The organism is Noviluteimonas gilva (assembly GCF_009740395.1).
Lineage (GTDB): Bacteria > Pseudomonadota > Gammaproteobacteria > Xanthomonadales > Xanthomonadaceae > Noviluteimonas > Noviluteimonas gilva.
On the sequence record NZ_WOXT01000001.1, the window covers coordinates 282,326 to 294,499 of the forward strand.

The following is a 12,174-nucleotide window of genomic DNA, read 5'->3' on the forward strand; positions in this document are numbered from 1 at the left end:
TCGAATGCGCCACCCGACTGAACCCCTCCCCGGCCCTCCCCTGCTTCTGCAGGGGAGGGAGTACTTCGATCAATGACGCTTGTCGTCCAGCTTCGTCTTCTCGATCGATGACGACGGCTGCTGCAGCGTGGTTTCCTGCGCCTGCACGCGCAACTGGTTGTTGATGTTCGCCACGCCGCCGACGCGTTCGACGAGATCCTCGGCGGCATAACGCATGCGGCGTTCGTTGACGGTGCCCGTCAGCGTGACGTTGCCTTCGTTGACGTCGACCGTGATCGAACGTGCGTCGATGACATGGCTGTCGGTCAGGCGTTCGTAGATGTCGTCGCGGATGCGTTCGTCGGCACGCTTGTAATGGCTCGGCCCCATGCCGCGGAAGGACTGCCGCGACGACGAGCCGCCGATGTCGCGCTGGTGCGTGCCGAGATCCCAGCCACCGTGGCCGCCGTAACCCGATGCGTGTCCGTAGCTCTGGCCGAACTCGCGCTCACGTCCGTACTGGCTGTCCGTGCCCAATCCCATGCCGGTGCCGACGTGGAAGGGTTCGTAGCGACGTTGCCCGGTCTCCAGGTTGTCGTCCCAACCCGAGGTCTCGTAACCGGGCCTGTCATCCTGCTGCGCTTCGCGCGACGGCGCGTTGCGTCCGCTACCGAAGCTGCGTTGTTGATACTCGCGTTCTTCGCGCATGCGCTGCTGATCGCGTTGGCCGTAATCGCGTCCGCCGAAATCGCGGTTGGTGCCCGCGCCCTGCGTGTTGTAACTCTGCGTGTTGTAGCCCTGCGCGTTGTAACCCTGGGCGTTCTCGCCCCACTCGCGTCCGCTGCCCGCGTAACTTCCGCGGCCGCTGCCGCCGTACCCGTATTCGCTGCCGCCGTACTGGCTGCCGCCGATGCCCGATTCGAACTCTTCGTCGCGCTGGCTGCCCCACGTGCGGTTTTCGCGGTCCTGCCGCAGCCATTGCGGTTCGGGGTTGTAGGTATCGCGCAGGCTGCGCGCGTAACGATGGTCTCGATCTCGATCTTTGTGGTTCATGCAACTCTCCTGCTTGGCGTTGTCCTGGACTCCGCCGCCCGAAAATACGAGCGAAACGGTTACGTGCCGATGAGAGGCCACATGAATGCACGGGGCCGGAAACGGGTTCCGCCTCACGCCGGTTAAACACGTCTTTGGCGACAGTGCGCGCTCCTCGGCGAGAGGGAACGCCGTGACCGAACTCCCCCATGAACACGACGCCACGCCGCACTCTTTGCGCGAAGGTGTCCACGACCTGCGCAATGTCTTGAACGCCGTCCAGATCAATGCTTTCGCCGCGCGCCAACTCGTCGACGAGCCCGCGCGCACCCTCGCCTGCCTCACGCGCATCGAAGCCGCGGTCGAACGCGGCAACGGCGTGCTGGCGCACATGCCCACCGACGAAACCTTGTCGACCGCCGCGCTGATCCTGCGCGACCGTTTGCAGGGCGAGGTCGACGTCTCCTGCGATGGTGACGCGTCCGCGCCGGTGCCCGGCCTGTTGCGCCAGGCGCTCTGCGTGGTCGCCGTCGAAAGCCATGCGCTCGGCGCCCACGCCTTCCGCCTGCGCGCCGGCGACGGCGGTGCACTCACGTGCGATGCGCAGGGCCTGGATGCGCCCGGACCGATCGCAACCGCGCTCGCCGGATCCCGGGTGGCCGAGCTCCGGGTGTCGGCGAAACGCGTGGACGGGGGATGGTCGTTCCGATGGTCCCTTCCTTCCCCAGAGTGAACGCCGCCTTCACATGGCCCCTACCCGCGTAAACGTAGCGTGCGCACCAGTTTGCCCGTGGGGACGGGTACCGGAGGTTCAGTGAACAACGAAAGCCCGCCCGCCCGGCGCACCCGCCGTGGCGCCGTTGCCGCAACGCCGGCAGAAACCAGTGCCGTGTCCATGCCACCTGCCGTCGACGCCAACGTCGCCGAGCAGCTGCAACAACTCCTGATGGCGATGAACTCGGTCCGCGAAGGCGACTTCTCGGTCCAGCTGCCGCCGCATTGGGAAGGGTTGAACGGCAAGCTCGCCGACGCCTTCAACGACATCGTCAATCAGAACAAACGCCTGGCCAACGATCTTGCGCGCGTCGCGCAGCGGGTCGGTGGCGAAGGCCGCACGCGCCAGCGCATGCCCGCGGCGAATCGCCAGGGCCAGTGGGCGGAGATGGAGCAGTCGGTCAACGGGCTGATCCGCGACATGGCGCGCCCGATCGAAACGATGACCGAAGCGATGGCCGCGGTGGCCAAGGGCGACCTCTCGCGCACCGTGCCGATGGACAACGATGGCCGGCCGCTGCAGGGCGAATTCCTTCGCGCGGCGGGCATCGTGAACCGCATGCTCGAACAGATGTCCGAGTTCTCCTCGGAAGTGACGCGCGTGGCGCTGGAAGTGGGTACCGCGGGCCGCCTCGGCGGCCAGGCGAAGGTGAAGGGCGTGTCGGGCGTGTGGAAGGACCTCACCGACTCGGTGAACCAGATGGCGTCCAACCTCACCGCGCAGGTGCGCAACATCTCCGAAGTGACGATCGCCGTGGCCAACGGCGACCTCTCGCGCAAGATCACCGTGGACGTGCGCGGCGAAATCCTGCAGCTGAAGGAAGCCATCAACACGATGGTGGACCAGCTGCGCGGCTTCGCATCCGAAGTGACGCGCGTGGCGCGCGAAGTGGGTACCGAAGGCAAGCTCGGTGGCCAGGCGATCGTGCCGGGCGTTGCCGGTACATGGAAAGACTTGACCGACTCGGTCAACGCGATGGCGTCCAACCTCACCTCGCAGGTTCGCAACATCGCCGAAGTGACGACCGCCGTGGCGAAGGGCGATCTCTCGCGCAAGATCACGGTGGACGTGCGCGGCGAAATCCTCGAATTGAAGAACACCATCAACACGATGGTCGACCAGCTCAACGGCTTCTCCTCGGAAGTGACGCGCGTGGCGCGCGAAGTCGGTTCCGAAGGCCGCCTCGGCGGCCAGGCGCAGGTGCCCGACGTCGCCGGTACGTGGAAGGACCTCACCGACTCGGTGAACTCCATGGCGTCCAACCTCACCTCGCAGGTGCGCAACATCGCCGAGGTGACCACCGCCGTGGCGAAGGGCGATCTCTCGCGCAAGATCACGGTGGACGTGCGCGGCGAAATCCTCGAGCTCAAGGACACCATGAACACCATGGTCGACCAGCTCAACGGCTTCGCGGCGGAAGTCACGCGCGTGGCGCGCGAAGTGGGTACAGAAGGCAAACTCGGCGGCCAGGCGCAGGTGCCGGGTGTCGCGGGTACGTGGGCCGACTTGACCGACTCGGTCAACGCGATGGCCTCCAACCTCACCTCGCAGGTGCGCAACATCGCCGAAGTGACCACGGCGGTCGCGAAGGGCGACCTCTCGCGCAAGATCACCGTGGACGTGCGCGGCGAAATCCTCGAGCTGAAGAACACCATCAACGTCATGGTGGACCAGCTCAACGGCTTCGCGGCGGAAGTCACGCGCGTGGCGCGCGAAGTGGGTACCGAAGGCAAGCTCGGTGGCCAGGCGCAGGTGCCGGGTGTCGCGGGCACGTGGAAAGACTTGACCGACAACGTCAACTCGATGGCGTCCAACCTCACCGCGCAGGTGCGCAACATCGCCGAAGTGACGACCGCGGTGGCGAAGGGCGACCTCTCGCGCAAGATCGCGGTCGACGTGCGCGGCGAAATCCTCCAGCTGAAGGAAACCATCAACACGATGGTCGACCAGCTCAACGGCTTCGCGGCAGAAGTGACGCGCGTGGCGCGCGAAGTGGGTACCGAAGGCAAGCTCGGTGGCCAGGCGCAGGTGCCGGGTGTCGCGGGTACGTGGAAGGATTTGACCGACAACGTGAACTCGATGGCGTCGAACCTCACCACGCAGGTTCGAAACATCGCCGAGGTCGCGACCGCGGTGGCGAAGGGCGACCTCTCGCGCAAGATCGCGGTGGATGCGCAGGGCGAAATCCTGCAGCTGAAATCCACGATCAACGTCATGGTGGACCAGCTCAACGGCTTCGCCGCGGAAGTCACGCGCGTGGCGCGCGAAGTGGGTACCGAAGGCAAACTCGGCGGCCAGGCGCAGGTGCCGGGCGTCGCCGGTACGTGGAAGGACCTCACCGACAACGTCAACTCGATGGGCGCCAACCTCACCACGCAGGTGCGCGGCATCGCGAAGGTGGTGACCGCGGTGGCCAACGGCGACCTGCACCAGAAGCTGACGGTGGAAGCGAAGGGCGAAATCGCCGAACTCGCCGACACCATCAACTCGATGACCGAGACGCTGGAAATCTTCGCCGACCAGGTGACGACGGTGGCGCGCGAAGTGGGCGTCGAAGGGCGCCTCGGCGGCCAGGCCAACGTGCCGGGCACCGCGGGCATCTGGAAGGATCTGACCGCGAACGTGAACCAGCTCGCGGCCAACCTCACCACGCAGGTGCGCGCGATCGCCGAGGTGGCCACCTCGGTGACGCAGGGCGATCTCACGCGTTCGATCCAGGTGGACGTGCGCGGCGAACTCGCCGACCTGAAGGACAACATCAACGCGATGATCGGCACGTTGCGCGCAACGACCGAATCCAACCGCGAGCAGGACTGGCTGAAGACCAACCTCGCCAAGTTCTCGGGAATGATGCAGGGCCAGCGCGACATGATCACGCTCGGCCACATGCTGTTGTCGGAACTCGCGCCGCTGGTCTACGCACAGCAGGGCGTGTTGTACATCGTGGAAATCGACGAACGCCGCGGCCGCAATCGCCTGCGCCAACTCGCCGGTTACGCCGACTCCAGTTACAACGATGAAGAACCGCGTTACGTCGAGTTCGGCCAGGGCCTGATCGGGCAATGCGCCGCGCAGGCCGAGATGATCGTGATCAACGACGTGCCGGCCGGCACGGTGCAGATCGAATCGGGCCTCATCAGCGCCGTTCCGCGCAGCGTCGTCGTGCTGCCGGTGTTGTTCGAAGACCAGATCAAGGCGGTCATCGAACTGGCTTCGCTGACCGAGTTCACGCCCTCGCAGCGCGCGTTCCTCGAACAACTGTCGGGCTCGATCGGCATCGTGCTCAACACCATCGAAGCGACGATGCGCACCGAGCGCCTGCTTTCGCAGTCGCAGCAGCTCGCCGGCGAATTGCAGTCGCAGCAGAAGGAACTGCAGCAGACCAACGAGGACATCGCGCTCAAGGCCACGTTGCTGGCCGAGCAGAAGACCGAGGTGGAACGCAAGAACCAGGAAATCGAACAGGCCCGCCGCGCGCTGGAAGAAAAGGCCGCCGAGCTCGCGCTCACCTCGCGCTACAAGTCCGAGTTCCTCGCGAACATGTCGCACGAGTTGCGCACGCCGCTCAACTCGATCCTGATCCTCGGCCAACAGTTGGCCGAGAACCCGGAAGAGAACCTCAGCGACCGCCAGGTCGAATTCGCCAAGACCATCCACGCCGCGGGTTCGGACTTGTTGCACCTGATCTCCGACATCCTCGACCTGTCGAAGATCGAATCGGGCACGGTCACCGTCGACAGCGAAGAGATCGCGTTCTCGCACCTGCGCGAAAACCTGGAACGCGGCTTCCGCCACGAAGCCGAACGCCGCCGCCTGGATTTCTCCGTCGACTTCCCCGGCGAAATCGGCCGCGTGTTCCATTCCGACCCCAAGCGCCTGCAGCAGATCCTCAAGAACCTGCTGTCCAACGCGTTGAAGTTCACCGATCGCGGCAGCGTGCGCCTCTCCGCGCGCGTGGCCACGCACGGCTGGACCGAAGGGCATCCGGTGCTCGACGGCGCGCCGACGGTCATCGCGTTCGATGTGACCGACACCGGCATCGGCATCTCTTCGGAGAAGCAGCGCATCGTGTTCGAAGCCTTCCAGCAAGCCGACGCGGGCACCTCGCGCAAGTACGGCGGCACGGGCCTGGGCCTTGCGATCTCGCGCGAAATCGCGGGCCTGCTCGGCGGCGAACTGCGCCTGCAATCGGCGCTCGGCAAGGGTTCGACGTTCACGCTGTACCTGCCGCTGGACTACGTCGGCACCGGTGAATCGGTGTCGAACATGCTCAACCAGAAGCACGCGCACGCGGTGGCGGAGAATCCCTTCTCCGAACTGGTCGACGTGCCCGACGATCGCGAACGCCTGGATCCGGACAAACCCATCCTCATGGTGGTGGAAGACGATCCGAACTACGCGGCGATCCTGCGCGATCTCGCGCGCTCGCGCGGATTCCAGGTGCTCACCGCCAACCGCGGCGCCGAAGCGTTGCGGCTGGTGCGCGAATACGCGGTCAACGCGATCACGCTCGACATCTTCCTGCCCGACATGCTCGGCTGGACGGTGCTCGCGCGCCTGAAGCAGGACTCGTCCACGCGCCACATCCCGGTGCAGATCGTCACCATCGAGGAAGAGCGGCACCACTCGATCGAGCGCGGCGCGTTCTCCTACCTCGCCAAGCCGTCGAATCCCGAGTCGATCGAACAGGCGCTCGAACGCATCCGTGAATACACGTTGCCGCGCACCAAGCGACTGCTGATCGTCGAGGACGACGATCGCGAACGGATGAGCATCGAGGAACTGCTGCGGCACGACGACATCTCGATCGATACCGCGCAGACCGGCGCGCAGGCGCTGCAATCGCTGGTGGAGAACGATTACGATTGCGTCGTGCTCGACTTGCGCCTGCCCGACATGAGCGGCCTGGATCTGCTCGACCGCGTGCAGGAACAGCCCAAGCTGCACGAGTTGCCGATCGTCGTGTTCACCGGCAAGGAACTCACCGCCGCCGAAGACGCGTACCTGCGCAAGGCCGCACGCAGCGTGGTGATCAAGGGCGTCGAATCGCCCGAACGCCTGCTCGATGAAACCGCGCTGTTCCTGCATCGCGTGATCGCCGACCTGCCGCCGCAGAAGCAGCGCATGGTGCAGCGCCTGCACGAGACCGACGATGCGCTGAAGTCCAAGCGCGTGCTGGTGGTCGACGACGACGTGCGCAACATCTTCGCGCTGTCCAGCGTGCTCGAACGCCACGGCATGAGCGTCATCACCGCGGGCACGGGCCACGAAGCGATCGAAAAGGTCGCCGAAGATCCCGACATCGACCTGGTGCTGATGGACATCATGATGCCCGGCATGGACGGCTACGACACGATGCGCGCCATTCGCGGCATGCCCGACGCACGCGCGCTGCCCATCGTCGCGCTCACCGCGAAGGCGATGAAGGGCGACCGTGAGAAGTGCCTGGAAGCGGGCGCGTCGGATTACCTCGCCAAACCCGTCGTCACCGATCAGCTGCTCGGAGTACTGCGTCAATGGCTGCACCGCTGACGCCCCAGCCGCTCGGGCCGGGCCATACGCCCGTCAACATCCTGCTGGTCGACGACCAGCCGGGACGCTTGCTGACGTATCGCGCAATCCTCGAACCGCTCGGCGAGCGGCTCGTGGATGCGAGTTCGGGGCCCGAGGCGCTGCAGAAGCTGATGCAGGACGAGTTCGCGGTGATCCTGCTCGACGTCAACATGCCCGGCATGGATGGCTTCGAGACCGCGAGCCTGATCCACCAGCATCCGCGCTTCGAGCGCACGCCGATCATCTTCGTCACCGCCGTCAACGTCTCCGACCTGGACCGCATGCGCGGTTACAAGCTCGGCGCCGTGGACTACGTGATGGTGCCGGTGATCCCGGAGATCCTGCGTTCCAAGGTCGTCGTGCTGGCGGAGTTGTTCCGCAAGCGCCGCGAACTGCAACTGGCCAACGAACGCCTGGCCGCCGCGAACGAAGCGCTGCGCAACGAGAAAGCGCGCGAGCTCGAATTGCTCAACGAATCGCTGCGCCTGGCGAACGTCGAACTCGCGCAGCGCAACGTCGACTTGCAATCGCAGATCGGCGAACGCACGCGCGCCGAAACGCAGTTGCGCGAACTCGACCGCCGGAAGGATGAATTCCTCGCCACGCTCGCGCACGAGTTGCGCAATCCGCTCGCGCCGCTGCGCAACGCAGTCAGCATCCGCAAGCTCACCGGCAGCGACGATCCCTTCCAGGACATGATGGAGCGCCAGCTCGGCCTGCTGGTGCGCTTGATCGACGATCTGCTCGACGTCGCGCGCATCAGCCGCGGCAAGCTCGTGCTCAAGCCAGAGCCCACGACGCTGCAACAGATCCTGCACGCCGCGATCGAAACGGCCTCGCCCGTGCTCGAAGCCGGCGCGCATCCGCTGCAACTGGCGGTGCCGGAAATGCCTTTGCCGATGCTCGCCGATGGCGAGCGCCTGTCGCAGGTGTTTTCGAACCTGCTCAGCAACGCGGCGAAATATTCCGATGCCGGGCGCACGATCGAGGTCGTCGCGCAACGCGACGGCCAGCTCGTTACCGTCAGCGTGCACGATCGCGGCATCGGCTTGACGCAGCAGCAGATCGAGGAAGTGTTCGAACTGTTCGCGCAGGTCGATACGTCGGTCGAGCGCGCACGCGGCGGCCTGGGCATCGGCCTGACGCTGGTGAAGCAGCTGGTCGAGATGCACGGCGGCACGATTCGCTGCGAAAGCCCGGGCCTCGGGCATGGCAGCGTGTTCGTTGTCACCCTCCCCTTGCGCGAAGTCGGGTTCCAGCCCGCGCACGCACCGCCGCCGGCGGCGTTGTCGCGCAGCACCAAATCGCGCTCGCGCCGCATCCTCGTGCTCGACGACAACCGCGACGCCGCCGACACGCTGGCGATGATGCTGGAGATCCTCGGCCACGAAGTGACGCGCCTCTACGATCCGCACGCGGCGGTGGCCGAAGTCGAACGCTTCGATCCCGACCTGGTGTTCCTCGACATCGGCATGCCGAGCCTCAGCGGTTACGAACTCGCGCGGCAACTGCGCGCGCAACCGGATGGCGGACGCCGCGTGCTCGTGGCCGTCACCGGTTGGGGCCAACCCGACGATCGGCGCCGCACCGCCGAGGCCGGCTTCGACCACCATCTGGTCAAGCCGCCGGACCTGGATATCGTGCGCAGCATCTGCGACGAAACCCAACCCAGGACGGTGTGATGGCCAACGACGGCTCCAGCGGCAACAGTCCGTGGTTCAACCGGCTCGCGCACGATCTGCGCAGTCCGCTGTCGTCGCTGCAGACCGCGGCCTATCTGTTGCGGACCGACCCCGGCGGCGAGACGGCGAAGGAGTTGTCGGACATCGTCGTGCGCCAATCGCAGCGCATGGCGCGGATGATCGACGAGCTCGATGATTGGTCTCGCGCGCAACAGGGTCGTCTGGTGGATCGCAGCGAACGCCTGGAACTCGGCGGGATTCTCGACATGGCCGTCGGATCGATCCATGGCGTCAGCGTGGATCCGCATTACGGCACCGGCGCGGCGGATGCCCTGATCCTGGGTGACTCGTCCCGCCTCGCGCAGATGTTCCGCACGTTGCTGGAACAAACCTTGGCGCGCGATGCGCAGGGCGCGCGCGTGGATGTCGCGTTGCACGGCGACAACGTCGAGATCGTCTTCGCGGACAACGGACCGGCGGTGGACGAAGCGGTACGTTCGAAGTTGCTGGAATGTCCGCAAATCCCGCCGCTCGACGAAGGCCTGGGCCTGCGGCTGCTGATCGCCAAGGCGATCATCGATGCGCATGCGGGCATGCTCAGCATCGAAGGGCCGAACGTCGGTGCGATGCAACGCATTCGTGTCGCCCTGCCGGTGGCCTAAAGCTTCGGCAATTTCTGGTCTTTCGCGATCGAAAGGTCCCAGATCGGCGCATCCACCCGCTTCACCGCATCCTTCAACTTGAAGCGATCCGGCGCGCGCACACTCGCGAACTCATCCCACGTCACCGGCATCGCCACGGGCGCACCGGGTCGCGCCCGCAGCGAGAAGCTCGACACCGCCGTCGCGCCGCGCCCGTTGCGCAGCCAGTCGATGAACACCCGCCCTTCGCGCTTGGCCTTGCTCATCGTCGCGACGTACCGCTGCGGCGCGCGTGCTTCCATCGCATGCGCGAAGCGATCGCAGAAGTCGCGCGACTGATCCCACGTGTAGCGCTTTGCGATCGGCACGACGAGGTGCACGCCCTTGCCGCCGCTCAGGCGCGGGAAGGACGTGAGTCCGAGCGCTTGAAGTTCATCGCGCAACTCGCGCGCCGCCGCCTTGATCTTCGGCCAGCCGATGCCGGGATCCGGGTCGAGGTCGAAGATCAGACGGTCGGGTTTTTCGAGCGTCTTGACCTTCGAACCCCACGGGTGGAATTCGATGACGTTCATCTGCGCGAGCGACAACACGCCCGCGAGATCGTCGAGCCACGCGTATTCGGCCAGCTTGCCGTCGTTCTCGGCGATCTCGACGCGATGCACGGCCTTGCCGAACGCAGGCCCGAGGTGTTTCTGGAAGAAGCGCTCGCCCTGGATGCCGTCGGGGCAACGCACGACGGACATCAGGCGCTCGCCGGAATCCTCCAGCAAGCGCTCGGCGACGGCGGCGTAGTAGTCGAACACCTGCTTCTTGGTGATGCCGACATCGGGATATACGACGCGGTCCGGCGAGGACAGCGTCGGCAACGCCGGCTTCGCCGCGGCCACGCGTCAGGCGCTCTTCTTGCTCTTGCTCGTGGCCTTCGCCGGCGCCTTCTTGGTGGCGGGTTTCTTCGAGGCCTTGCGCGCGGTCGCCTTGGCCGGCGCCTCGCCCTTCTTCTCCAGGCTCTTCTTGAGCAGGGACATGAAGTCGACGACGTTGGTCGTCGCCTCCGGCGCGGCCGCCTCTTCCTCGACGGTCGTCGTCGCGCCCTTCTGCTTCAGGCGCTTCTTGATCGCCGCGGTCAGGCGTTCCTTGAACTCGTCCTTGTAGTCTTCCGGATTGAAATCGCTCGCCATCGATTCGAGCAGCGTCGTCGCCATTTCCATTTCCTTCGGCGTGACTTTCCACTTCGCGGCGTCGCCTTCGGGGATGTTGTATTCCTCGAGCGAGACGACCTCTTCCGGGAAGCGCAGCAGCATCAGCAGCAAGGCGTCTTCCTGCGGAAGCACCATCGACAGGTACTCCTTGGTGCGGATCACCACGCGCCCGATGCCGACCTTGCCGGTTTTCTTCAGCACTTCGCGCAGCAGCACGTAACCCTTCTCGGCTTTCTTGCCGGGCACGAGGACGTAGGGTTTCTCGATGTAGGCCGGCGTGATCTGTTCGCGGTCGACGAAGGCTTCGATGTCGATCACCTCGCGGTTTTCGCTCGCGGCGTTCGCGAGGTCCTCGGGTTCGAGCACCACGTAGTTGCCCTTGGAGTATTCGAACGCCTTGACGATTTCCTTCCAGGGCACCTCCTCGCCCGTCTCGGCATTCACGCGCTCGTACTTCACCGGCGCCTTGTTGCGCGCATCCATCATCCGGAAGTGCAGCTCGGTGCGTTTTTCGCCCGTCATCAGCTGGATCGGGATGTTGAGGAGGCCGAACGAGAGGGTGCCGTTCCAGATCGGGCGGGCTGCCATGACCGCGAACTCCAGCGGGAGGGCCCTGCAGCGTCGCGCTGCTCAGGTGGGCGCCGCGTGAACGGGGCGTGGACGTAACACGCTGATTTCACGCAGATTACGGTTTACCGAACGAGGCGACGAGCGGTTGTTGCACTGCACCATGGAGGCGACTATGCTGCACCGCACCATCCAGCACTTCCGCCGGGTGGACCCACCGTGGAGTTCCCCCTGCCATGTACCAGCAGATCAACGAACAGTTCGCCGCCGCCTCGCGCCAGTTCGCGGACACCGCGGCCCAGATCAACCGCCTCGCCCTCGACAACGCCACCCAGGTCTTCGGCCTGCAGATGGCCGCCCTCGAAGCCGGCGCCAACGCGACGTTCGCGTTCTTCGGCGAAGTCGCCGAAGCCCGCAACCCGGAGCAGTTCAAGGCCGTTTTCCCGAAGGGCCTGCAGGTTGCCCGTGAGAACGTCGAGCGTTCGATCGCCACCGGCCAGGACGTCATCGGCCGCACCGTGAAGACCCAGGAAGCCATCGGCCAGATCGCCAAGTCGCAGTTCGAAGCGCAGGCGAAGCAGGCGACGGACCAGGTCGCGCAGGCCACCAAGGCCAAGTAAGACTCGGTCTTCTCTCCGCGAAAGCGGGGATTTGAGACCAACGAAAGCCTCCCCCGAAACGGGGAGGCTTTTTTCTGTTGACATACTGTGTGCCGCAATGTACCGTGCGCCGCAAGTCACAAGGCG

General features: G+C 65.4%; 8 protein-coding genes. 5 read left to right on the forward strand and 3 right to left on the reverse strand.

Translation table 11 applies throughout. The features are described 5' to 3' along the window. Positions 1–69 precede the first annotated feature (69 nt). Complete coding sequence (locus tag GN331_RS01275) at positions 70–1,032, reverse strand: BON domain-containing protein (RefSeq protein WP_197426956.1); 963 nt, start codon at positions 1,030–1,032, stop codon at positions 70–72. A 172-nt stretch (positions 1,033–1,204) separates the two neighbouring features. Between GN331_RS01275 and GN331_RS16465 the strand changes: the two genes are divergently transcribed. The 4 genes from GN331_RS16465 to GN331_RS01295 all read left to right on the forward strand — a co-directional run bounded on the left by GN331_RS16465 (position 1,205) and on the right by GN331_RS01295 (position 9,683). After that, on the forward strand, positions 1,205–1,744 hold the full coding sequence (locus GN331_RS16465; protein ID WP_197426957.1) for a sensor histidine kinase: 540 nt from the start codon (positions 1,205–1,207) through the stop codon (positions 1,742–1,744). Between the two features lie 162 nt (positions 1,745–1,906). Then, positions 1,907–7,318 carry a HAMP domain-containing protein gene (locus GN331_RS01285; protein WP_156641177.1) on the forward strand — a complete coding sequence of 1,804 codons (5,412 nt, stop codon included), beginning with the start codon at positions 1,907–1,909 and terminating at the stop codon, positions 7,316–7,318. Further along, the gene (locus tag GN331_RS01290; protein WP_156639589.1) at positions 7,303–9,021 is read left to right on the forward strand and encodes a response regulator; all 1,719 of its coding nucleotides are present in this window, start codon (positions 7,303–7,305) and stop codon (positions 9,019–9,021) included. Before GN331_RS01285 ends, GN331_RS01290 begins: the two co-directional genes overlap by 16 nt. Next, entirely contained in the window at positions 9,021–9,683 is a 663-nt protein-coding gene (locus GN331_RS01295) for a sensor histidine kinase (protein ID WP_156639591.1), read from the forward strand. Before GN331_RS01290 ends, GN331_RS01295 begins: the two co-directional genes overlap by 1 nt. Here the strand turns inward: GN331_RS01295 and ligD are convergent. Beyond that, positions 9,680–10,549 carry a non-homologous end-joining DNA ligase gene (ligD, locus tag GN331_RS01300; protein WP_331713322.1) on the reverse strand — a complete coding sequence of 290 codons (870 nt, stop codon included), beginning with the start codon at positions 10,547–10,549 and terminating at the stop codon, positions 9,680–9,682. The two genes, GN331_RS01295 and ligD, sit on opposite strands and share 4 nt — an antisense overlap. Positions 10,550–10,552: 3 nt before the next feature. Further along, positions 10,553–11,449, reverse strand: coding sequence for a non-homologous end joining protein Ku (ku, locus tag GN331_RS01305; RefSeq protein ID WP_156639593.1), 897 nt, complete (start codon positions 11,447–11,449; stop codon positions 10,553–10,555). Between the two features lie 215 nt (positions 11,450–11,664). Between ku and GN331_RS01310 the strand changes: the two genes are divergently transcribed. Next, entirely contained in the window at positions 11,665–12,048 is a 384-nt protein-coding gene (locus GN331_RS01310; RefSeq protein ID WP_156639595.1) for a phasin family protein, read from the forward strand. Positions 12,049–12,174: the final 126 nt, after the last annotated feature.

What these genes read in the sequence shown, in the direction of transcription:
- ku (WP_156639593.1), bottom strand. Translation starts at nt 11,449, where the DNA reads ATGGCAGCCCGCCCGATCTGGAACGGCACCCTCTCGTTCGGCCTCCTC.
- GN331_RS01275 (WP_197426956.1), bottom strand. Translation starts at nt 1,032, where the DNA reads ATGAACCACAAAGATCGAGATCGAGACCATCGTTACGCGCGCAGCCTG.
- GN331_RS01290 (WP_156639589.1), top strand. Translation starts at nt 7,303, where the DNA reads ATGGCTGCACCGCTGACGCCCCAGCCGCTCGGGCCGGGCCATACGCCC.
- GN331_RS01285 (WP_156641177.1), top strand. Translation starts at nt 1,907, where the DNA reads ATGCCACCTGCCGTCGACGCCAACGTCGCCGAGCAGCTGCAACAACTC.
- GN331_RS01310 (WP_156639595.1), top strand. Translation starts at nt 11,665, where the DNA reads ATGTACCAGCAGATCAACGAACAGTTCGCCGCCGCCTCGCGCCAGTTC.
- GN331_RS01295 (WP_156639591.1), top strand. Translation starts at nt 9,021, where the DNA reads ATGGCCAACGACGGCTCCAGCGGCAACAGTCCGTGGTTCAACCGGCTC.